General features: G+C 65.1%; 22 protein-coding genes. 7 read left to right on the forward strand and 15 right to left on the reverse strand.

Annotated elements, in window-relative coordinates:
- The first annotated feature begins 158 nt into the window (after nt 1-158).
- The 6 genes from ABIB29_RS17755 (at nt 159) to ABIB29_RS17780 (ending at nt 5,421) form a co-directional block, all read left to right on the forward strand.
- Nucleotides 159-1,802, forward strand: a complete 1,644-nt coding sequence (locus ABIB29_RS17755; protein ID WP_354174127.1) for an esterase/lipase family protein — start codon at nt 159-161, stop codon at nt 1,800-1,802.
- A gap of 8 nt (nt 1,803-1,810) precedes the next feature.
- Nucleotides 1,811-2,416: a HEAT repeat domain-containing protein gene (locus ABIB29_RS17760; RefSeq protein WP_354174128.1), complete on the forward strand. Its 606-nt coding sequence runs from the start codon at nt 1,811-1,813 to the stop codon at nt 2,414-2,416.
- A gap of 35 nt (nt 2,417-2,451) precedes the next feature.
- The gene (locus ABIB29_RS17765; RefSeq protein ID WP_354174129.1) at nt 2,452-3,480 is read left to right on the forward strand and encodes a M12 family metallopeptidase; all 1,029 of its coding nucleotides are present in this window, start codon (nt 2,452-2,454) and stop codon (nt 3,478-3,480) included.
- 273 nt (nt 3,481-3,753) lie between these two features.
- The gene (locus tag ABIB29_RS17770; RefSeq protein WP_354174130.1) at nt 3,754-4,215 is read left to right on the forward strand and encodes a hypothetical protein; all 462 of its coding nucleotides are present in this window, start codon (nt 3,754-3,756) and stop codon (nt 4,213-4,215) included.
- Between the two features lie 629 nt (nt 4,216-4,844).
- On the forward strand, nt 4,845-4,982 hold the full coding sequence (locus tag ABIB29_RS17775; protein ID WP_354174131.1) for a hypothetical protein: 138 nt from the start codon (nt 4,845-4,847) through the stop codon (nt 4,980-4,982).
- Nucleotides 4,983-5,172: 190 nt separating this feature from the next.
- Nucleotides 5,173-5,421, forward strand: coding sequence for a hypothetical protein (locus tag ABIB29_RS17780; RefSeq protein ID WP_354174132.1), 249 nt, complete (start codon nt 5,173-5,175; stop codon nt 5,419-5,421).
- A gap of 1,517 nt (nt 5,422-6,938) precedes the next feature.
- Here ABIB29_RS17780 and ABIB29_RS17785 read toward each other — a convergent pair.
- From ABIB29_RS17785 to fadE16, 11 genes are all read right to left on the reverse strand, one after another.
- A complete protein-coding gene (locus ABIB29_RS17785; protein WP_354174133.1) occupies nt 6,939-8,006 on the reverse strand; it encodes an NAD-dependent epimerase/dehydratase family protein in 1,068 nt (355 codons plus the stop codon).
- Nucleotides 8,003-8,872, reverse strand: a complete 870-nt coding sequence (locus ABIB29_RS17790; RefSeq protein WP_354174134.1) for an MTAP family purine nucleoside phosphorylase — start codon at nt 8,870-8,872, stop codon at nt 8,003-8,005. Before ABIB29_RS17790 ends, ABIB29_RS17785 begins: the two co-directional genes overlap by 4 nt.
- Nucleotides 8,869-10,323, reverse strand: a complete 1,455-nt coding sequence (locus tag ABIB29_RS17795) for a glycosyltransferase family 87 protein (RefSeq protein WP_354174135.1) — start codon at nt 10,321-10,323, stop codon at nt 8,869-8,871. The genes ABIB29_RS17790 and ABIB29_RS17795 overlap by 4 nt, the downstream gene beginning before the upstream one ends.
- A 14-nt stretch (nt 10,324-10,337) precedes the next feature.
- On the reverse strand, nt 10,338-11,042 hold the full coding sequence (locus tag ABIB29_RS17800; RefSeq protein WP_354174136.1) for a TIGR04282 family arsenosugar biosynthesis glycosyltransferase: 705 nt from the start codon (nt 11,040-11,042) through the stop codon (nt 10,338-10,340).
- A gap of 2 nt (nt 11,043-11,044) precedes the next feature.
- Complete coding sequence (locus tag ABIB29_RS17805; protein WP_354174150.1) at nt 11,045-11,755, reverse strand: glycosyltransferase family 2 protein; 711 nt, start codon at nt 11,753-11,755, stop codon at nt 11,045-11,047.
- Between the two features lie 115 nt (nt 11,756-11,870).
- Nucleotides 11,871-12,242 carry an Rv1678 family membrane protein gene (locus ABIB29_RS17810; RefSeq protein WP_354174137.1) on the reverse strand — a complete coding sequence of 124 codons (372 nt, stop codon included), beginning with the start codon at nt 12,240-12,242 and terminating at the stop codon, nt 11,871-11,873.
- A gap of 38 nt (nt 12,243-12,280) precedes the next feature.
- A complete protein-coding gene (locus ABIB29_RS17815) occupies nt 12,281-12,838 on the reverse strand; it encodes a TQO small subunit DoxD (RefSeq protein ID WP_354174138.1) in 558 nt (185 codons plus the stop codon).
- The gene (locus ABIB29_RS17820) at nt 12,831-12,956 is read right to left on the reverse strand and encodes a hypothetical protein (protein WP_354174139.1); all 126 of its coding nucleotides are present in this window, start codon (nt 12,954-12,956) and stop codon (nt 12,831-12,833) included. Before ABIB29_RS17820 ends, ABIB29_RS17815 begins: the two co-directional genes overlap by 8 nt.
- Before the next feature lie 143 nt (nt 12,957-13,099).
- Nucleotides 13,100-14,101, reverse strand: coding sequence for an Rv1681 family radical SAM protein (locus tag ABIB29_RS17825; protein WP_354174140.1), 1,002 nt, complete (start codon nt 14,099-14,101; stop codon nt 13,100-13,102).
- On the reverse strand, nt 14,092-14,904 hold the full coding sequence (locus ABIB29_RS17830) for an Rv1680 family SBP-like protein (RefSeq protein WP_354174141.1): 813 nt from the start codon (nt 14,902-14,904) through the stop codon (nt 14,092-14,094). The genes ABIB29_RS17825 and ABIB29_RS17830 overlap by 10 nt, the downstream gene beginning before the upstream one ends.
- A 12-nt stretch (nt 14,905-14,916) precedes the next feature.
- Nucleotides 14,917-16,038 carry an Rv1679 family acyl-CoA dehydrogenase gene (gene fadE16 / locus ABIB29_RS17835; protein ID WP_354174142.1) on the reverse strand — a complete coding sequence of 374 codons (1,122 nt, stop codon included), beginning with the start codon at nt 16,036-16,038 and terminating at the stop codon, nt 14,917-14,919.
- Nucleotides 16,039-16,484: 446 nt separating this feature from the next.
- Here fadE16 and ABIB29_RS17840 point away from each other — a divergent pair, with 446 nt between their 5' ends.
- A complete protein-coding gene (locus ABIB29_RS17840) occupies nt 16,485-16,970 on the forward strand; it encodes a hypothetical protein (RefSeq protein ID WP_354174143.1) in 486 nt (161 codons plus the stop codon).
- Nucleotides 16,971-17,481: 511 nt separating this feature from the next.
- Here ABIB29_RS17840 and ABIB29_RS17845 read toward each other — a convergent pair.
- The 4 genes from ABIB29_RS17845 to ABIB29_RS17860 all read right to left on the reverse strand — a co-directional run.
- Nucleotides 17,482-17,913, reverse strand: a complete 432-nt coding sequence (locus ABIB29_RS17845; RefSeq protein ID WP_354174144.1) for a DUF4913 domain-containing protein — start codon at nt 17,911-17,913, stop codon at nt 17,482-17,484.
- 10 nt (nt 17,914-17,923) lie between these two features.
- Nucleotides 17,924-19,696, reverse strand: a complete 1,773-nt coding sequence (locus tag ABIB29_RS17850; RefSeq protein WP_354174145.1) for a type IV secretory system conjugative DNA transfer family protein — start codon at nt 19,694-19,696, stop codon at nt 17,924-17,926.
- Nucleotides 19,693-21,291: a putative type IV secretion/conjugal transfer ATPase gene (locus ABIB29_RS17855; RefSeq protein ID WP_354174146.1), complete on the reverse strand. Its 1,599-nt coding sequence runs from the start codon at nt 21,289-21,291 to the stop codon at nt 19,693-19,695. The genes ABIB29_RS17850 and ABIB29_RS17855 overlap by 4 nt, the downstream gene beginning before the upstream one ends.
- Nucleotides 21,291-22,436, reverse strand: a 1,146-nt coding sequence (locus ABIB29_RS17860) for an SCO6880 family protein (protein WP_354174147.1), incomplete at its 5' end; no start/stop codon positions are given. The genes ABIB29_RS17860 and ABIB29_RS17855, both read right to left, overlap by 1 nt.

Below are 22,436 nucleotides of genomic sequence, written 5' to 3' on the forward strand. Positions count from 1 at the left end.
AGGAATGGGGAGGTAGGCCCATTGACAGTGCCTAATGTTCTGAGGATCGTCATTGCTACCGAATCAGCTCGTGTCCTGTCGGGCACGGGCTGGGTGGTGTAGCACTGTGCACCTCAGAAACTCCGGAAGTGCACTTGTTATCGGAAGAGGTAAACGAGATGGGTGATCGCGGTCGTGACGGCCGGCTCCCGGTAATTTATGTCCGCGGGTTCGCGGGCGGGGCCGGAGCGATCAACAACGCTGTGGACGACCCCTTTTACGGATTCAGCCAAGGATCGGTGCATGTCCGTGCTGACAGCAATGGAAGGGCACAGTTCCACCAGTTCGAATCCCCCATGCTGCGCCTGGTGACGGACCACCAATACGAGGTGCCGGTCCATGGCGACCAATGGACCTTCCTGAACCGCGCAGATGCGGCCTCGATCAACCCTGCCTCCGTGTGGATCCACCGTTTCTACGACGCGTCGGCGGGAACATTCTCACAGGGCCAGGAGACGTTCTCGTTCGAGGAGGCGGCCGTTGACCTGTTCGAGCTGATCAAACTCGTGCTGGAAAAGACAGGCGCCCCGAAGGTGTTCCTGATCGCACACTCCATGGGAGGGCTGATCTGCCGTTCACTCCTCCAGCGCGTCATCCCTGAAGCCCTCGCCGACTCCGGGGAGGCGTTCGACCCGGCGGCAGGGAACAACTATGTGGCGCGGCTCTTCACCTACGCCACACCGCACGGAGGAATCCGCTTCGCCGTCGGCTTCGGAGTGCTCGAGCGGCTCCGTGACGCCACCGCAGTGCAGGGCGCTGACGTTTTCGGTCCGGACAGGATGTATGAATACCTGACTCCAGCGGCCGTTCAACCGACACGGACCCGGGATGATTTCGTCAGCACCGAAATGCCGGATGACGGGTTCCCGGTGGATGAACTGTTCTGCCTGGTCGGCTCGAACCCGGAGGACTACGACGTGGCGTTCGGTCTGTCCTCCAAAATCGTAGGAGCGCGCAGCGACGGCCTTGTCCAGATCGATAATGCCGCGGTCCGCGGGGCACCACTGGCGGTGGTCCACCGCAGCCACAGTGGCCGGTACGGGATAGTAAACTCAGAGGAGGGTTACCAAAACCTTCAGCGTTTCCTCTTCGGTGACCTCAAGGTCGAGGTGCAGCTCGTGGGCTTCACCATCGGAAGGGATGCTCTGCCCGAGGTCGAGTTCCAGCTCGACGTCGGCCTGGCCATACGTGGACTCCCTGTCCTGGTCCACGAGCAAAGCGTGGCCCACTTCTGCCCCGTCCAAATTGAGCGTTGGAAGGAAGGAGACCCCATCGATTCGCCCGTGCCGCTGCTGACTACTTTCCTCTCCTCCCAGGCACCCAGGCCGCACATTGATGGCAAGAAGGTACCGCGGCTACGCCATGCGTTGAAACTGCGGCTGACGTCGATCGCAGAAACGGAAGGCCACTTCTTCTTCGACGACCACCTGGAACAGACGGAGGACTGGCAGGACACACTGCTCGTAGAGATCGAACCCCCATCCGAGGGCAGGCCCTTGCCCAGGGCATGGGCTGCCTGGAACAGCAGCGTCCCGGCCGCCGTCCGGGACTGGAACCCTGAAGACAAGGACTTCCTCGAGGACACCGACCCCACCCCGAACCGCTGGAGCGGGCGCATCGACGTCCCGGAAGTATCCAAGTACCTGCTGGGGCAGAAGGCAGGCATCCGCCTCACGGTGACCCCTCGGGTTTTAGTCCTCGGCGAACCCCGCCGTCCGGGTGAGCCGACAGGAGAACCGAGCATCTTCACGCAGGACCTATAGGAGCCACCATGAGCGTCTCGATGAAGGCCGTAGTTGAGGTCCTTGAATCTGAGGAGCCCAACTACGACAAAGCCGCAGCACTGGGGCACGAGGCGCTCCCGCACCTGCAGGCGCTCGTTGAAGGTGATGATCCGATGCTGGCTGCGAAGGCCGCCTTCGCCGCCAGCCTCCTCGAGGGCGACCAGGGCCAGGATGTTGTTGCAGCCGCAACACGCAGCGGGACTGCGAGCATACGCGTAGCATCCGCTGCGGCTGCCAGAAACCTTCCGGCTGAGTCAGCATCCACCATCCTTACCGATCTCGTTGACGATGATGACTCCGGCGTCCGCAAGGTAGCCGTGTCACCGGTTCCGTCAGCTGCCCCACCGCAGCTCGCCGTGAAGATTGCGGCCCGGCCCGGCCAGGGGGCTGGTGCCGGCGGCACAGGACTTCAGGAGGAAACAGGGGAAACCCCAGGCGATCCACCAACGGGAACCGGCGCCACGATGCCAGGGGAAGGACAGGCCCGGATGCCGGGTGAGAAGCCGGCACCCGGGCTGATGCCCGGGGACAAACCGGGTTCATCGGACGGCGATCAACCGGGCAACGGGCTCATGCCCGGGGAAAGCCCCTGACAAACCAGCGAAACCGGCCCTTCTAGGAGTAAGTAATGAGTGCAGAAACCGCCCGCCCGCACTGCGACCTCAAACCGCAATCCCGCCCGGTGTTGCGGCCAGACCTGGCGCCCCGCAGGGAACGTCTTATACGCATGTTGCGGCTCAAATGGGTCAACGGCACCGTGCTGCACTACTGGTTTCTTGAAGGACCGGGGCCACAGCAGGACGCCGTACGGAACGCCTTCCAGGAATGGAAGGATCTGGGCATTGGTCTGGAATTCGCCCAGGTGACGGATCGAAGTGAAGCCGAAGTGCGGATCGCTTTTGACCAGGCGGACGGCTCATGGTCATACGTTGGACGCGACATTCTCAGCATCAACGCCACCGAACCCACCATGAACTTCGGCTGGGACCTCACCGACGACTACGGCCGGACCACCGCGCTGCACGAAATCGGACATACCCTCGGCATGCCGCATGAGCATCAGAATCCGTTCGCCGGCATCGTATGGGACGAGCCCAAGGTCTACGAATATTTCGGCGGCGCACCAAACCACTGGCCCCCGGACCAGACACTGCACAATGTGCTGCGGAAGATTGACGCCAGCGAAGTTGAAGGCTCCAGCTGGGACCCGGAGTCCGTCATGGAGTATTGGTTCCCGGCCGGGCTGATCAAGGAACCCGCACGTTTCCAGGGCGGCCTCAAACCCCCGGGCGGACTCTCAGACGCTGACAAAGCGTGGGTGCTGAAATTTTTCCCGACACTGGCGCCGTTAGTTCCGGTCCTGAAGCCATTCCAGTCCGTTCCCCTTTCCTTGGCCCCCGGAGGCCAGGCCGACTTCTCACTCAAGCCAGAGGCCTCTCGCGAGTACGAAATCGCCACGTTCGGAACAGCTGACACCGTTCTGGTGCTGTTCGAGGAAGTCAACGGTGAACTGCGCTTTGTGGCCGGCGACGATGACAGCGGCGAAGCCCGCGACTCCCGCGTCTCAGCCAAGCTCTTCCAAGGCCGTCACTACGTGGCACGAGTCAGGCTCTACTGGGCGGGCGAATCGGGGCAAACAGCCATCATGTACTGGTAGAAAACCACACAGCCGGGTGTGCTCACAGCAAGGGCAACACCGGTAATCATCGCTGCAGACTCTCGAAACGGCCGCGGAGTGGGCACCTCAACTTGATGCCCTGCATATCGGGGCCGGCGCATGGCCCCGACCACGTCCAACAGCGGGCATTTCTGCTGGCCGCCCGTGGGCACAAACTATTGGCCATTGACACACACGGGCGGCAACGCGTTTGTCTACGGCATCTCCTAGGGCGCCGGCCTTGCTCTCGAAACTGCCGCCGCCGGTGTACAGATGCGGAAACTCGCCACCTACGAAATCCCCTACACGAACGTGGGTGACACCAACGGTGTTCCCCTCGACCACGCAAGCCACCTGAACGCACTACTCGCCCAAGACAAACGCGGCGCCATGGTCTCCTACTTCCTGGTCAAAGTCATCGGCGTCCCGGCGTTCGTACCGATCATGCTCCGTCTGATGCCCAAGGTCTGGAAGAGCCAGAAAGCGGCCGCCAACACGCTCCCCTACGAAATTGCCGTCCTGAACAACTTCACCGCACCAATCGACCGGCTCGACCACATCAACGTTCCGACCCTGGTCGTGGTCGGAGGAGAAGCCGCCTCCGCCATGACAGCCGCCCAGACAAGGACCGCGAACGCGGTCCCCCAGGCAGTACACCGGAGCCTCCGCGGCCAAACACACCAAGTATCAGCCGCAGCAATGGCAACCGAACTTCGCGGTTTCTTCGTCGGCTGACTTCGCCCCAAATGGCATTGCCACCCATCATGGAGCAAAACGATGTCCAGGGCAGGGAGGAAGTGTTTCTCCGGGATACCGGGACGAGAACCAGATTCCACTGGACAGCTTTAAAGAAGGTCCATTATCGGCGTACCGGGATCAATCGCTAGAAGGTGATTTTAAGTAGCTCGCGGTAGCCTCGCGCTCAGGCCCGACAGTAGCCGCAAGAACGACTACGCACGTGCTGTTCAACCCGCGCTTTCGGGGCACTGGCGGCCAGATCTTCTGGGCATTGAAGGCAGGCTGCTCGAAATCTGGACTCTGTTACTTACTGACTCTGTAAGTCTGTTGGAGCATCGCCGATAGCCGTGATTACGTCAAGCTGAACGGTGATTATTGCATCTGATGCAGGATCACCCCTCCTCCGCCTATTGCCACCCGGTATCGCGTCGCTTGAGGCAGAAAATTGCCTGCGACCTGGAGAAACACCGTGTGTGTGGTTCGGCCGAGGCTACCCGCAAGTCCACCACTCCGCCCTCAAAAGCTGGAGCACATCAGGCAGGATCGGCCCTCTGATCCGCGGATTTGCACGGGTTCTGCATTAATTGCATGATTCTTGCATCCAATGCAATGCACTTGGAGGGTTCGTGGCGGTCGATTCAGCGGGACGGGTGCTCGGCTTCGGCGTCGTGCGTTTCCTTCACCCGGAGGACCACGTGTTCACCCAGATGCTCACCGGCTGGCGCAACCAGCAGTTGAGCCGGAACCTGGCGAACGGCTGGTGACTCGGTTCCAGGAGTCCACGAACGAGTATCCATGGCAGTGGACGCCGGCTCACGTGGACGAGTTCTTCGGTGATCTTCGCCGCGTGAAGCGTGCCGCCCAGTTGATATAGGTTCGAAATACATCAAAGCGGAAACCGTGATGCCATTAAACGAAGCTCGAAGGAAAATCGGCCCTGGGGGCTGAGGGCCCTTGATTATGCTGACCACCGGCTTCGCAATTTCTGTCACGGCATTTCTCCTGCGCACCAGCCGATTCGCGTCAATCGAAAACTGCGCCGAGGCGTTAGGACCCCTTCTTTACGACGAGCTCGCACCAGCACTTCCTGCGGAACAGGTGCTCTTGGTGACCGGGGTAATCATTGCACTAGCAGGGCTGTTGGGTCTGATCGCAGATGCCATCCGAGGCCGCCGCAAGGGTGCCGGAAATGGAGCCATCTAGCCCCCTCCCCGAGCGGAGTCACGACACGAGAAGTCTCGGCTCCGTCAGCGGAGGATTAGTTATGAAACGAATATGCACGGTTACCAGTAGCGCTCTGCGTATCCCAGTGCACATGGTGCTCGTCGTCTGGCCAGAACACGAGGACTTAAAACGGTTCCAGCGCGAGGCGTCGGCGTAGACATCCACTCTGCCAACCGTGAGGGGCGGGGTGGCCATGACCTTCGGAAGGTGGCCGTACGTCCACACTCGCGCAGCCGAGGGGAATCGAGGCCGGGGTCCGTTCGCGGTACTCGTCGGAGATCCCATCGGAGGTGACCGATGCCAGGCGTCATGGTAGCTCCCAAGGAAATGCGCAGGGCCAGTCCATATGTTGACCTCGGGACGTGGCACCGACGTTAGGGAACTTCCGCACGGCACACCCCAGGTCCCGACTCCCTGGGCCGGCTCCAGACTCCCTCCGATATTGGAGCCAGCCTGCCGGCCGCGGCGGCCGCTGACGCTTCAGACCGGTTCAAATCAAACTGCCATGTCAGATGGCCTTGAGCGGCCTGGAGTAGTCCCAGCCTGACTGACGCTCCTGAGTTCTCCCGGCCGGCGTGAACAAGTCGCCGTTGACTCCGTTATGGGGAAAATTTATCCTTAATCGGTCCGGCCTTATCCTCCAATTTGGGGTCGGACACTGACGCCCCCGCACCCGCCACTGCCTCCACTGTCGGCGGCCGGGGGCGTCCCTCGTATACGTCTGACATTGGGCGGCGAGGGTTCTTTTCTAAAGAGTCTTGATATACAAATGGCTCGAAGCTTAGACTCACCCCAGTCCGCGCGAGCCGATTTTTGTTTTTGGGGGAAAATCGAAAGTCGCTGCCGGCTTCGGCAAGTGCAGGGAACAACGTCGGCTGCGTCCGGCGGTGGATGAGGATAGGGGAAGGCCGTTGCGCCCACAGATGCGGGTGACGGCTTTCCTCCCATTCAGCACAGGGGTTCGGCGGAATAGGCTGCCCGCCAGGACGAGCTGCCCGGATCCGCATCCGGGATCGGAGTGCGCGCCTGGGCCGTGGGCTTCATCCGGCCTGCTTAGGTGCACGTGAGGGGACTTTGAGCACGCCGCGCCGCGGTGTCAGCCGGTGCTGGCCGCCTAGTGTCCCGATCGCCGGCCGGGGCGCAGAGAGCCTTCGGTGTAGCCCCGCGAGCTGCACGGTTCTCGCCGGTCGCTGCGAGGGAATTTGAGTCCGTCCGAGCGGATATTTCGCTTCCGGTCCGAGGTCCCGAGCGCGTCCATATCTGAATCCATGCTTCATCCCCGATGGTCGATGAAGCACGTAATGTGTATGTCAATCTCATCCAGGTCCGCTGTGACGGCTTGAATCAGGTCCACCGCGGGTCGGTCAGCGGATTCCTGCTGCTTCATATGGGCGAGGCGGATAGGTCCGCCCAATCGGCGGATTGAAACATGCAGCCGAACAGGTGCGTCCATATCTGCTCGATTTCACTCCGGGTGGTGCCGGTGGGGGCACGCGTTATGCTCCGCGCAAGGGGGCGCTGGCAAATTCACGCATGCCCTGCTCAAATCCCACGGCCGGATACCAGCCCAGCTCGTCCTTGATCCGTTGCGACGAAGCGGTGATGTGCCGGACGTCACCCAACCTGAATTCCCCGGTCATCACCGGTTTCGGGCCGCTGCTGAGGGTGCTGAGCGCCGCAGCCACATCGCCGATAGTCCGCACTTCGTCGGCCCCGACGTTGTAGGCCCGGAAAACGGACTCCGGTCGCGATTGCGCAGGCCGGCGCAGGGACTCCATGGCGGCGATGTTTGCGGCGGCGACGTCCCGGACGTGGATGAAACTGCGCCGCTGTGCGCCGTCTTCAAAAACCCTTGGTGCGTCCCCGCGGGCCAGGGCTGACCGGAAGAGGGAGGCAACCCCGGCATAGGGGGTATCCCTCGGCATCCGCGGCCCGTACACATTGTGATATCTCAGCGCAATCGCCGTGCCGGCGCCGGCACGGGCCCAGGAGGCGGCAAGATTTTCCTGGCTCAGCTTTGATGCGGCGTAGACATTCCGCGGGTCCAGCCGGGCATCTTCTGTGAGGAGCCCCGGAACCAGGATTTCGCCGGTCTGCGGGCTCCGGGGATTATAGATTCCTGCGCGCAGGTCCGTCTCGGCACGTGGGCCCGGCCGGACCGGCTGACCGGTGGCCGGGTCCGTGTATGCCCCCTCGCCGTAGACAACCATCGATGATGCCAACACCAGCTGGCGGATTCCCTGCCGTTCCATGGAAGCGAGCAGCACGGCCGTCGCAAAGTCATTGTTGCGGATGTACTCGGGTGCATCGGCGAAGCTGACGCCCAGGCCTACCTTCGCGCTTTGGTGGCACACGGTGGTGATTCCATCGAGTGCGCGCTGCACCGTTGCCGGGTCGGTGGCGTCGCCGGTCATCAGCTCCACCCGGTGGTCCAGCGTGGGCGGGTCGGGGTGGATGGCCGGGTCCAGGGAGTCCAGGACGCGCACCTGCCAGCCCTTGTCCAGGGCGGCGTCAACAATGTGGGAGCCAATGAAACCGGCTCCTCCGGTGACCAGGAGCCTCATCCGGCGTCCATCGCGCCGCGCGAGGTTGGCTGGGCCATGATCCTGTCCACGGCGGACTGGTCCATGAGCCGCGGCGGGACGTAGTCGCCGCCGATGGCTGCGACGGTTGTCGCCACAATGGTGAGGATGTGCTCCTGGGCGTTCCTGAGCCGCTCAAACACCGCGCTTGCAGTGACGGGGGCCGATCCGTCGTGGCCGGTATCGGAGTCCGTGACGTAGGCCAGATTGGCGAAGCCCATGTTCAGTTCAGCGGCCAGGACGGGTTCCGGGTACTGGGTCATGCTGATGATGTCGGCACCACCGGCCACGTGCCAGGCCGATTCGGCTTTCGTCGAGAAGCGGGGCCCGTTGATGACCACCACTGTCCCGGTGGGCGCATGCAGGAACCCGGCGGCCGCCAGCGACTCGGACAGGTGCGCCCGCAGCCCCGGGCAGAAGGGCTCCGAGGCCGGCAGGTGCTGCACCCCAACAGGTTCGGTGCCTTGGGAGGCCGCCCCGTCGAAGAAGGTGTCCGCCCGGCCCCAGGTGCGGTCAATCAGCTGGTCCGTGACCACGAAGGTATCCGGCGCGTACCGTGTCCGGAGGCCGCCGACGGCCGATGAGGAAAGGACTGCCTCGACGCCAAGGCTCTTGAGCGCCCACAGATTGGCGCGGTAGTTGATCTTCTGCGGGGGGAGCGAGTGGCCCTCGCCATGCCGGGGCAGAAACGCCACGGTGCGCCCGGCTATCTCCGCCAGTGTCACCGGGCCCGAAGGTAAGCCATAGGGGGTGTCGATGGTCATGGTTGACTTCACGCTGGCTCCGGGCAGCCGGTACGTTCCGGAACCTCCGATGATGCCGATGCGCGTTTGAATACCAGGGCTCACTGTTTCATCCAATCTGTTGTGGTGCCGTCCGGCACGAACCTGGCCCGGTGGCGCAGCCAGGCGGCGACGGCCACGGTCAGGGCTGCGGCGAGCAGGGCGGCCTGGTTGATCGTCGCGTCATGCGGTGGGGTGGAGGGGACCATGTAGATGACATCAAGGGCGAGGATCACCGCGATGTACTCCCACCTCCGGCTCAGGACGATGCAGGGCAACAGCATCAGCGCGTACCAGGGGTAGTTGGGGCTCACGATCAGCAGCGTCAGTCCGATCATCAGCGTCTGCCGCTCCCAGATGTTCCGGGAATTCGTTGTGCGGAGCACCACCAGGGCCACGACACCCAGTGCCGTTGCACTGAGCATGAGGGGCCATGGGCCGGCCGAGACGATGCGTGCCAGGCCGAATCTGATGCCGCCGGCCTGGCTGTAGCCCTCTTCCTTGAGGTACTCGGGCAAGAAGCCCAGGACCCCGGCGCCGGCTGCCAGCAGAAAGGGCACATACAGGAGCAGGAAGGTGCCGGCGGCGGCGGCAATGAAACGTGCCGGGTGCCTGAACAGCAGGGCGGGAGCTGCGATGAGGGGGATCAGTTTGGTGGCCACGGCGGCGCCGAAGGCGGCGCCGGACCGGAAGGGTTTGCCGGCGACCAGCAGCATCCCCGCGCCGAGGAGCAGCGCGGCACCGAGCACGTCGACGTGGGCGTTGTTCACCGCTTCGAGTTGCACGAACGGGCTCCAGGCCCAGACGGCGGCCAGGCGGACGGGCAGGCCGGTGCGGGCCAGCACCCTGAGCAGCATCAGTGTGACGGCCGCACCGATCAGCAGCCCGGCCAGCTGGAACGGCAGGTAGCCCACAGTGTCAGGGACCGCTGCCCGCACCGCGAGGAAATAGAGCTCAGCCGTGGGAGGGTAAATCGTGGGCACATGCGGCCGGTTAATGGCCGTGCAGAGCGGGTTTCCGGACGGAAAACCCGTGGCGGCCACGGACTCCGTCGCAAACAGATCCACCGGACAGACAGTTTTCCCGTCAGGACCTGTCGTGCCCGGGGCGAACAGCCAGGCCGGCCGGTGATCAGCGAGGGTCTCGTCGATGGGCACGAAGGCATACGGGGACACCCCGGCTTTCTGCACGATGCCGTCCCACGCATACCGGGCGGAGTCGTTGCTGGTCCGGGGCGGGGCGCTCATGGCTGCCAGCCCCAGCAGCACCATTCCTGCGATGACAACGGCGCCGACGCGCCGGCGTGGCACGTGCCGCAGCGTACGCACAGCAGCGAGGAGAACCAGCCAGGACAGGCAGGATCCGACGCTGGGTGCTGCAGCAAACCGGTTGCCGGGCAGCACCATCCACCACAGCAAGAACGCACCTGCCGCCAGCAGCGCAAGCAACTGCGCAACCAGCAGCGCCTGCGGCCTGGAGCGGGTGGCCGCTGCCGGCTCCGCAGTATCGGGTTCCACCCTTTGATCCCGCCCTAGGCCGTCCCGGAGACCACAGCGCGGTCTTCAGGTTTGTCACTGCGGCCTCCGGCCTGCAGTTGTTCGATGGCGGCCGCCACCGCGGCTGCGAATTCGGTGCCCGGGATTTGGGCGGCGATCTCCCGTGCATCGTCCATGTCGTCCATGTCCCGCAGAACCGGCAACAGCCCCACGGAGAGTCCGCCCGCCGCCAGCCGGGAGAGCTGTTCGGCTCCGGTCGTGTCCGTGGACATCGGCACGCCGCGGACCAGCGCGCCATCGGGCCGCCGAAAGGCCAGCGCCCAGAAGCCGCCGTCTTCAGCCGCCCCGATCCAGGCATCGTGCTGTGGCGTCGCCGCGGACCAGTCCATGAGTAGCGGGGCAAGATGCACCGCTGACATCTGGGGTGTGTCCATGCCGACGATCAGCAAAGGGCCGGTGGCTTCGTCGCAGAAGGCGGCGAGCCGTTCATCCAGCAGGCCCCCGGTCTGGGCTACAACGGCGAATCCTGCGGCATCTCGGGCGCGTGCTGTCCCGTCCATCACCAACAGCCGTTCGCGCACCGGCAGGAGCCTGATGGTATCGAGGGTCCTGCTGAGGCTCAGTTGTGCCAGGTCAGCGGCCTGATCGGGCGTCAAGGGCGGAGTCAGCCGGGTCTTCACCCGGCCCGGCAGACACTCCTTGGCGAAGACCGCCACCCGCAGAACCGGCGCTGGCCTCATTGCTATTCCTCGCTGCCGGGGAGGCTACGGACCGGCCCGGCAGCAGCTGCGGAGGCTGCCGCCCGGAGCTGTGCCGACATATCCCGCACGGCCCTCACCGTGCCCAGGACTGTTCCGGTTACCTTGGACTTGCCCGTGCGCGGGGCATAGACCACCGGAAGTTCGCTGATTCTCCAGCCCTGGAGGCTGGCTTTGAGAAACATCTCCAGAGGATATCCGCTCCTGCGGTCCTCAAGGTGAAGGGACAGAAGATCCGTGCGGCGTGCGGCCCGCATGGGTCCGAGGTCGGTGACTGCTTCGCCGGTGCGGCGGCGCAGCCACCAGGCCAGGACGCGGTTGGCGCTACGGGCATGAAAAGGCCATGAGCCCTGCTGTGGCTGGCGGCTGCCCAGCACGAGATCGGCGGTGCCGGCCATGACAGGCGCCACCAGGGCCGGCAGCCCGGCCGGATCCAGGGAGCCATCGCAGTCACAGAACGCCACGAAGTCCGCCGTAGCGGCGAGCAGGCCGGCGTGGGCTGCCGCCCCGAATCCTCGCCGGCTTTCCCGGATCACCGTCGCGCCAAGCTCCGCCGCGAGTTCCGCCGAGCCGTCGATGGAGCCATTGTCCACCACGATGGCCCGGTACCCGTGCGGCATCCTGGCCAGGACCCATTCCAGTGCCCCGAATTCATTCAGACACGGCAGAACAACATCCACGGTGGGCCAGGTCATGTCGCTCACCCGGCCGCGCCATGGGTCCAGACACGCGGATTCGGTCTTGTCCCTGGCCGGTTTACCGCCTCGTGGGACTCGCGTCGGCGCAGTATAGGCTCGCCGGCCGCAGCCATTAGCCCGGCCCGGTGGGCGTGGCTCGGCGTTCTGGTGTTGGTTGGTCACCGACGAGCATGATTCCGATGAAGGCCATGCCGAGTCCGGTCAGCAGCGCTGCCGTTCCGACGCTGCCGGCGCCCAGCCCGAACTCCTGTCCGTAGGTGAGAAGGCGGAAGAGGCCCAGAACGATCATCACGGCCCCGACGCCGAACAGTATCGGGCGCGATCCGAGCATGGTCCCGGCGAAGCCGATCAGGGCAAGAACGAGAAGAATCACTGCCTGTGCCGGATTGACCGGTACCAGCTGGAGCGGGTCATAGTCGATGAGCCCGAAGAGGGCGGTTGCCCCTGTGAGGGCACTGAGCGTGAGCGCCCGGCGCCGGGACACTTGATCCAGCCGCGTGCGACTAGTGCCATGGGGACCGTTCATGATGCCCTCAGTGCCAACCTGGCCAGGCGGGTCGACGAGGCCCGCCAGCGGGGACGGAGCAGGCCGTCGAGCCCCGCGGATCGACCGGCGGCCGTCGCGATCAGCACCGCGTGCACCGCGAGCATGAGGTAGTAGGACCAGTGCCACTCGTTGGGTGTGTTCAGGATCGACATGGTGATGGCCAGGGTCTGGAGGATGCCGATCGCGGCCCAGAACCGGGTGAGCAGGCCGGCGAGCAGGAACGCGCCGAGGCTGAACTCGACCAGCAGGGTGGCGTAGCCGAACAGTGCGAAGTTCGGTAACACGACGTACTGGACCAGCCAGGAGAATGGCGGGACGACCGGATGCTCAACGGCGTAACTGGTCCACTGGAAGAGCCCCGTGTGGTCGTCGCGGCCGAAGTCCGGGGGGATCTTCCAGCCGACGTTCTGGATCCACATCAAGGCCACGGCAATGCGCAGGCCGGCGATGACGGCCCGGGCGGCCGGCCCGGAGTCGAGTGCTTCGGTGGCGGTCCTGCCGCCCGGCGTCGTGGTCGCGGCCAGATCAGACACGGTCGGAGACCTTGCTGGTGTCCTTCATGAGGGTGTCGTTGCAGGGACCAACGCCGGCCGGCAATCCCATACGCCCGCCGTACGTTTGTCCGACAAACACCTCGTCGCAGGGGGTCATGGCTTCATGCTAGCCCCAAGGCGTGTCCCGGGCGACCCGCAAAGCGTTTTCGACCGGCGCGCACCGGGTGGGTTGTGAAATGCGGGCACGCACCGCGGGTTTCGGTTGGTCAGCTGGGCCGGTCCGGACATTGTTGGCCCGTCCTACGCGCAGGGGAAGAGTTTGGCGGCGGCGCCGGCTGCAGCCCATTGCTCGGCGAAGAGCCGGTAGACCTCGCTGAGCGCCGGTCCCAGGGGCTCGATCTGCCTGCTGACAAGGGCCCGGTCATCCGTCGCGGCGACCGGGTGCCAGTACACCCCGTCGGCGGTGACGGTGACTTCCGGGACCAGTGTTTCGCGGCTGAACTGGACCCCGGTTTCGGCGGCACCCTCCTGCGCGACCGGACGGATGACCTGATCCCCCCGGGGGATGCCCAGCCCGTCGAGGAAATCGTGCAGCGCGGCCAGATCTGTCGCGTGCGGCGAGGCGATCGTGGCAGCCACCCGGACCCGGAAACCCTCGCCGAGCGCGACGCCGACGCCGGCAACCGCCCGGGCCCAGCTGCCGGCACCGCGGTGCCCGTCGTGGATCTCGGGGGTCGGGGAGTCCAGGCTGATCTGTAGGGCGAAGTCCTCGCGCGGCATGGCCCGCAAGGAACGAAGCCCCGGCCCCCGGAATAGCATGCCGTTGGTCAGCAGGGTGGTCGGCAGCAGCCGGACACAGTCTGCGACGATACGGGCGATGTCGGGCAGCAGGAACGGTTCGCCCCCGGTGAGATAAACCTCCTGAACGCCCCAGTCGGCGCCCGCCCGGACCAGGCGGGCGATCCGTTCGACGCCGAGCTCCCGGCGTTCGGCCCTCGGTGAGGAGGCGACGCAGCAGTAGTCACAGGCCAGGTTGCAGTGGAAGTTCGTGTACAGCCAAAGCCGGGCCCCGGGCAGGCGGTCCGGTCCCAGCGTCACTGCCGGGTCGGGCAGGCGGCCGCGACGTACGACGACGCCGCCGGGACCGACGTCGCTCCATGACCTGGTGATGAGGGTGTTGCCCGTTCGTTCACACCAGCGTTGGACCAGGGCAAACTCGGTCGCTGAGCCAATAGTCACCACACCGGTGGCACCCTCGGCCAGGGTCCCCATCGTGCGTACCAGGTCCAGGATCACCACCACTTGGTCACCCCCTGTTCCTCGACGGCGGCGAACAGCCCGGCGTAGCCGTCGAGTTCGGGCCGGACCCAGCGCCGCAACCCCTCGAGCTCCAGGATCCGGCGGTGCTCGGGCCGTTCCCAGTCCATGGCCAGCAGCGTGCTGACCCACGGTTCGTAGCGTTCGGCGGGCAGGGTGTCCAGGGCGGTGAACATGCAGTGGCAGTAAGGCTCGGTTTGCCACACTGCCTCCAGCGCCTCCGGCATCAGCTCCCCGGCGCCGATGCCCTCCCAGGTGGTGATTCCGATGGCCGCGACGTCGGCCTCGCCGGCGAGTACCGCGTCGATGGCGTCCAGCTCGCTGCGCCCGGTGTCACCGTGCTTGCCGATGTCACTATTGAACCGCGTGACCTCCAGCAAGGTGGGGTCCAGGCCGGCCCGGGCCAGGTAGTACAGCGGCAGGATGGCGGCCTGGGCCGAGTCCGCGGACCCCAGGGCCAGCCGCTGTCCGGCGAGGGCGCCAGGGCCGGAGAGGCCGCTTCCCGTGCGGGCGACGAACACGGTCGCGAAGCGTGTGTCAGTGTCGCGCATCGCCAGTGCACGGGCCCGGCCCCCGGTCTGCATGACCGTGCGCACGTAGGCCAGGTTGGTGTTCCAGATGATGTCGACCTGTCCGGCCCGCAGCGCCTGGACCTGGCGTCCATAGTTGGAGAACAGGATAAAGTCCATCGGTGCCGGCGAGTCCGCGAAGTATTCGCGGATGCCTTCCCAGATGGGCACCACATTTGGGGTGTAGGCCACGGCCCCCACCAGCAGCTGCTCGGACATGATCCGGCCTCCTCAGAACAGCGGCAGGCCGGTGATGGCCCTGCCATAGAAGTCATAGAGTGCATCAGCGGTCGGCGCCATGACCGAGCCCGCCCGCGCATCACGGAAGGCCCGTTCGATGGGCAGGTGCTTGGAGAACGCCGCACCCCCGCAGACCCGCATGGCCGCATCAGTGATCTCGAGTGCCGCATCATTGGCCGAGGCTTTAACCCCGAGGACATGCAGCATTGTGTCTTCCCCGGGGGCCGCGACGCTGCCCGCGGCATGGGCCAGATAAGCACGCTGCGCTGCCAGGCTGATGCCCATCCGGGCGATCTGGGCCCGGATCGTAGGCAACCCAGCCAGTGACTGGCCCAGGTGTTCGAGCCGGGCCGCTCCAACGTGGTCGACAGCGGCCCGGGTAGCGGCAGATGCCAGACCCAGCGAGACCGCCGCGTTGCCGAGGTTGAACCACGGCAGCACCGTTGCCATCATCAGCGCGAACCCCGTCGCCGGCCCACCCAGCCGGTACCCGGCTGGAATGTCAGCGTCGACAGTCATCGGTGCGGAGTCGTTCCCGCGCAGCCCGAGCCCCCGCCAGGGACCGGCCACGGTCAAACCCGGCGTACCGGCCGGAACGGCATACAGGTCCACCTCACCGGGCACCCCCGAGGGCGCACCGGTGGAGACCACATAGACGTCGGCGTGAGCGGCCGACGTCACCCAACTCTTGTCAGCGCGCAACCGGACAGCACTCCCGCTGGCGGTCGCGATCGAGACGGGCGCCCAGAAATGCGACCGGGATCCCCGTTCACTGAAGGCCAGCGTGCCCAGCGTTGTCCCGCGCGCCATACCTGCCAGCAGGTCCGGCAGATCCGGGGGCGGCGCGGCCGCGATCGTGACTGCGGCGGCGGCATGCATCAAATAGATCATCGCCGTTGAACCGCACGCCTCTGCCAGTGCACTGACCGTCTCGGTGAACACTTCCGGCCCGGCACCGGCACCGCCGGCCTCGACGGGCAGCACCAGCCCCAGGAGGCCGCCGGCCCGTAACTCCGCGACCGCCTCGAGAGGATATACCCCGTCGGTGTCCACCTTCTCGGCGTGCTCCCGCGCGACCTTGACCACATCGTCCAGTGCCTGGTTCGTTGACAATCCACTCACCCGTCCGCCCGAATCGCCCTCGCGTGCGTGCACCGCATGCTGGCGAGGGTCACGGCCAGCACGTGACGATTATGCACTCCGCCCGGCCTCCACGCCAGAGACCAAACCTTACGGTCCAGGTAACGTTCGGGCAGGCAACACCATTTTCTCGAGGGAAGGGGAGCGCCAGATTCGGTGACCGCTCAAAACGGGACGGCCCCACCGCCATTTGAAGCTGCGATATAGCCGCCCAACCGAAGTTGACAGCTACACAGGATGTGAGCGGGTTTTGGACGTTTGTAGGAATGCGACGACGTCAAAGCCGGTGTATCCGGCGTCCCAAGGCCGGACCTAACAGGGCACCACCGGGCGGGAGTTTCTGGACCGCTCGATGACGGGCGAACGGGAGAACTGCAATCCAAGGCGTAGTCCCTGCGGCGCCTCTGTAGTCTGTGGAAATGTCGACTGAATTTGTGGTGATCCTCGCCGTCGTTGCTTTGCTGTTGCTGCTCTCGCGGTTTTTAGTTCCCGGGCTGCCTCCGAAAGGGCTGGCAGCCAGACTGACTGCCTGGGACTTTTCCCTTGCCGCGGCTGGTCTCTTGGGGTTGATTCTTCATTGTGCGTCGATGTTCTATCAGCCGTTTGTTGCCTCAATTCCAGGCAGCGCCGCCGTCATCAGCCAGATCAATTCGATGGGTACGGCAAGCGTGATCTGGTATGTCGTTCCGGCACTTCTGCTTCTTATCGGCCTTCGGCGACAACACTTTGTGGTGTTGACTGTTTTAGCCGCGGCACTGGCTGCAGTCGGAGTGACCATGTACAACGGCACGGCACTCTCGACTCACCTCAACACCGTCTCTGCGGCCGGCGTCGTGGTCGCGGCAATCATGTTCCTTCTTGTCGTGCCACCCTGGCAAATCAAACCGGAGCCTCTCCAGAGTTGACAATGTTGGGGCGCGCGGAGCCGGCATGGCAGGGACGCTGGAAATCAACCGGGAAGGAGAGGGAACATTTCACTTCCGGCAGGCGACGGAAGTGCGGTGAGGGCGTTGCCCGTCATGGCCCGGTGGGGTGACCGGCTTGAGGCTCGCCGGCCATGCGGGGCGTGGACGGGTCAGGCTGCCAGACCCACCATGCCGGCGTTGGTGAGGGCATCCCGGGGCACCAGGATGTGGAGCCTGCAGTCGGCCTGGAACGGATCAATTTTCGCGGGCAGGTGATGCGACTGCGAGCAGGCGCAGCTGCTCCAGAGCGTCCGGGTCGACCCTGGCCCGTGTCACCGCATACACCTCTGTCGATCGCTGCACGTAGCCGACTTGTTCCTCCACGACAACGGCCATTCGCCGAACACATTCGCCTGGGATTTCCCTACCTAAGTGGGCTCGACTCAGGCTGCCATAATCAGGAGACTGCCAACGGGGGCGTCGCCCCCTCTATTTGTGTGAGGGGTTTTCTCTAAGTTCCCTGAGTCCGCACGTCGGGGAACCAGCCTTCCGGGGCCTTCTTTGGCTCTAGGTGTTCGGGGTCCCGGTGTTTTTGCATATCGCATTTGTGGAACGGGCCCCGTGGGTCCAGGAGCACGCTCATGTGATGGTCCGCATGGTCCTTGAACCAGACACTGATACCCGTCGCTCCGTCGAGTCTGAGGTGTTCCCAGGCCCGCCACAGTGCTTCTACCCGGGTGACTGCTTCCGGATGGTAGTACCACTCGATGCACCACTTCGCGGCGCGGCCGTCGACGTCGCGGACGTACGTTGGCAGCAGCTGCTCGTGCAGAAACTCTTCGGCTGAGCCGTAGACAAGTTCAGCTGGCTTCTGCTCTTCTACCGGGGCGTCTGCAGGTGTCTCAATGTCGCTGGAGCTGAATCGGCCGATGTTGTTGGTCATCTCAAACCTCCTACGTCGTGACCCAGGGATTAGCGACCGGCGCGGAGGGCACCAGGGCGACCTCCGGCTCCTCCGGGCGGGGGCTGTACTTCCTAATGGAGGCTTCCACGGCGTCCTTGTGCGGGCCGGTGTACCAGGGCTTGGTGCGGACCAGCGTGGCCGGGGCACCGGAGGCGAGGACCACGGCGCGGCCGCGGTCGAGCTCGGCGAGGTTGGAGACATCGAAGATGCGTTCCTTGCCCTCCTGCCGGGAGCGGCTGGAGCCGGACTTTCCGGAGGAAATGGAGACATTGGTGTAGCTGTAGTCCCCGATCAGGTCCGAGAGTGCCCGGAGGAAGCCTTCTTCGGCGACGCCACCGCCGTAGACCTTGACGTTCGAGGCCGACCAGATTTTCCGCATGTTCGCTTCGCCCCACAGTTCAACGCCCTGTGACCAGGACTGCAGGATGCCCATGACGATCAGGCCCTTGGAGCCGTAGTGGCTGAACTGATCCGGCAGGGCTGCCCAGCGGACGACGTTGGCCAGCTCATCGAGGGCGAACAGCGCAGGCTTGGGCAGGCGGCCGCCGCTGCGCTCGGCCCGTTCCTCCATCGCTTCAGCAATGGCCACCGTCAACGCTGTGGTGAGCGGGGCAGCAGAGCCGGCACCTTCCTTGGAAAGGATGTAGATCGTCTCCTGAGAAGCCGCGAACGCGTGCGGGTTGAACTGCCGGCGCGCATCCGTAGCTACAGTTGTGCCGCCTGTCGGCGCGACCCAGCGCAGCGTGTTCCTGGACTTGAGGCACTGGATCATCTTCTCGGCGGTGCCGAAAATACCGTCACGCTGCTTGTCGGCAAGCTTCAGCGTGGACTCCAGGCCCTTGTACTGCAGCTCGTAGTCATGCTCTTTCAGGATTTCGATGGGTTCCTGGCTGACCTGCTTCGTAACCCACAAGTAAACCTGCGTGATGGGAAGCTCGCCCAGTGCGGCCGCGAGGAAGTACGAGGAGAGGATGTCTTCGGCTTTGGGGTCGAAGTAGGCATCCGGCTTGGACCCCGGAACGCGGGAACCGACCGAGAAGTGCTGGGTGAGCTTGAATGCCTTCTCTTCGTCGGTGACGTAGGAGAGCGGGTTCCACCACCAGTCCGATTCTTCCTGGGCGATCTTCTGCGGGTCGAACACCCACACGGGGCCGGTGGCCTCGCGGACGCCCCGGGTGCCGTCCACCACGTCGCGCTTGTTCGAGGTGGAGACCACGGCGCCGGGCGCGTCCAAGATCGCGGGCATGACCCGTGAGGTCGACTTACCGGTACGGGGTCCCCAGATATCGAGGCTGAGGTCTTCCCAGGACTGAATGAACGTCTGGCTCGTGGAGACGACTTTGCCGACGACGATGCCCGGAGTGCCCTTCACGCCCAGCCTCTCGGCCGTCGCTTTCGCGCCCTTCTCGGAGAACGCAGCCAAGGACTTCCCTCGACCCAGGTACCGTGCCGCCTTGTCGACGCGGGCACGCTTGGACGCACCCTTCCTCCACGCCACGAGCACGACGACGGCCAGGACCAAGACCACGGCGGCAATGAGGGCGGCCGCGATGGTGGACTGGACGGGCCACGGCACCCGGCCCTTGATGAGCCCGGCGATCAAATCAATCGGCTGGGCGGGCGGTGCTTTGATGCCGGCCATCCAGGATCCGAGATGGGCTGAGACCCAGCTGCCGCCCCCAATGACGACAGCTGCGCCGATGGCCAGCCAGATCCCCAGCGCATCGCCCATGCCCGTGCCTTTACGGTTCGGTGCACTCACAGGGTGCCTCCTTCGACGGGTACGACAGGGGCGATGGGTTCGAGCAGGGTTTCCGGGGCCTCGTGCCATTTCCCCTCGGTGTCGTTGACTCCGTCCGGGCCCTGCTCAATGGATGTCAGTCCGACCAGGACCGGGATTCCGGGCCTGCCACCGACCTTGATCAGAAACTTCCCCCGGCCCGGGGGTTCGACGTCGACGCCGCGGGAGTCCCAGGCGGGCGGGTCCTGCCAGGAGATGAGCTTCTGCTGTTCCTGCCGGGAGAGTGGAATGGCCGAGGTCAGCAACGGCATCTCGGAGGCCGGCAGGCCACCGCAGATCACCATGCCGGAGCGCTCAACGAAGCCGCGGGCCTTCATCCGGTCCTCTTCCGCCGGCAGGGCCAACAGGTCTGACATGGTGTGGGAAATCATGATCTGCCCGACACCCACGGAGCGGTTCAACCGGGTCAGGGCGTCCACCCGGTCGACCATGCCTTTACCGGCGCGCAGCGCCCGCCACAGCTCATCCAGGACCACGAAGTAGTTCCGGCGCGGTTCCAGACCCGCATCGGCAAGGGCGTTGGCGACGTTGACAGTGCCGAAACCGTAGGACCAGCACGCGAGCAGAATTGCAGCTTGGAGGTCGGTTTCGGTCTCATCAATGCTGGAGACATCGAAGACCACGGCGCGGTCGCGCATCATGGGATTGGTGGTGTGCCGGGAGAAAATTTCGCCGAGCTTCCCGCCACCGGTCAGGCCCAGCAGGGTTGCTTCCAGCGCCCGGGTTTCCTGCAGGTAGACATTCATGTCGCCGCGATCCAAGGCGACCTGCCGCAGCTCATCGGGCGCGGAAATGATCACGTCCAGAAGGTCCTTCAGGACGGGAACACCGTCGAACCGGTCGTCGAGGACCCGCAAGGCACGGTCCAGGATCGTCTGTTCCTGATCGGTGGGCGGGTTGTTCCGGCTGATGGTGATCAGGGAGACAACCATGGTCAGGCGCCGGCCGTGCGCGTCGGCGCGGACCCGGGCGGCGTCCTCATGGTGGCCGCTGTCCTCGAGCAGCTGCGCCGCTTCGACAGCCTGGCCGGGGTCAAGAATGTTCAGGTACCCGACGCCGCGGCCGAGCTTGATGACCTGTCCGCCGAGTGCCTGGACCGCTTTGACGTGCTCGCCTTTCAAGTCCCCCAGGATCAGAGGGTGGACGCCCTGGGCGGAGAGACCGATGAACATCCGGCGCACCACGGTGGACTTTCCCAGCCCCGGCTTGCCCAGGATAAACGCAGACGGATTGGAAATCAGGCGTGCCCGTTGGAACCAGCTGATCGGGTCACAGCAGACCGTGGCCTGGGTCTCCTCATGGCGTCCAAGCGGGACGCCGATCATGGGCGAGGACGCCCCGGAGGAAAACGGCCACAGCCCGCAGACCTGGACCGTGGTTCCCCGGTATTCCTTCACGGATGGAACGAGCTGGGCCATGCCGCCGCCGCGTCCGGTCCAGCCGCGGGAGCCGGGACCTGCCTGGCGCGATTCCTTCTCAGCCTTCTTCTTCGGCGCGGCCTTGACCGGTGCTGCAGCCTTCTTGGCGGGGCGGGTGAAAAGTTTCATGCGGGCCATTACAGGGCGTCCTTGATTTCGGAGGGCAGGAGGCTGTGCTTGGGAAGGACCAGACCCAGGGGCAGGGACGCGGCGAACGCGGTGTCCTGGGTGCCGTAGGCCCGGCGCAGCAGCACCCGGGCGGTGCCGGAGGTCTGTTCCACGGCGGCCACGGCATCGGCGAGGCGGTCCTTCTCGGTCACGGTGGCCGTGACGACCATCCCGAAGTTCACCAGCCCGGCACCCTGGGCTTCCTCCTGCGCGGTCTGCACAGCGGAGCGGGCATCGACCAGGGCCCGGGCGGACGGGCGGTTCCCGGAGGTGATGCGGACGTTGGCGTTGTTCTGGTCCCGCTCCACCACGGCCGCGGCACGGGCCGAATCCATCGGGCGGTACAGCAGCGAGATCCGCTTACGGTCAATGTCCCCGTGCGGGGCCAACAGCCGGGACAACACCGAAGAGTTCACCGAACCGCGCGGGGCACCTGTCATCGTCCATGAAACTGAGAACGCGCTGTCGTGCCGGTAGTCATCCCAGCCCGCCTGTGTCGCGGAGGGTCCAACTTCGCCCCAGGTCAGGGACACCGGGGAGCCGGCGGCGTGCGCTTCGTCAATGATCAGGGCAGCGGGCGGGTCGTAGGCGATCCGCACGACCTCGCAGAGTTCCTGAGCGGACATCGGACGGGCGATCCCGGCGCCGGTGGACTGCAACCGCGCCGACAAGCCGGGGATCCGGGAGGCGAGGTCACGGGCCACATCTTCAGGTGTGCGCTTCTTCGATCCTGAGCGCAAAGCGGCGTTGAAGGACAGGGATACCCAGGCCCGGACCGTGGCCGAACCTTCCGGATACGTGTCGATGACCTCGTTGAGCACGTTCCTGGCAAACTCCGGGGCGTTCGGGTCGATGTTCATCGTGACTTCGTTGCGGAGCCGGTAACCGGAATCCCGTGCGGTCTCCACCGTCACGGCGGCTGCATCCAGGCCCGCTTCATCCCCGAGGCCGGCGAGCCAGCCGCCCCAGTTCGCCACCCACGCATCGACCTGTTCCGGGTCCACCAGGGACGCGCCGTCGGGTTCGGTGGAGAAAATCACGGTGTAGTGGCTGGTGGTGGGTACATGCAGGAGGGCGAACGGGCGCTTGTAGGAGTCGGTGAATTCGTACAGGGT

The organism is Arthrobacter sp. UYEF36 (assembly GCF_040547025.1).
Lineage (GTDB): Bacteria > Actinomycetota > Actinomycetes > Actinomycetales > Micrococcaceae > Arthrobacter.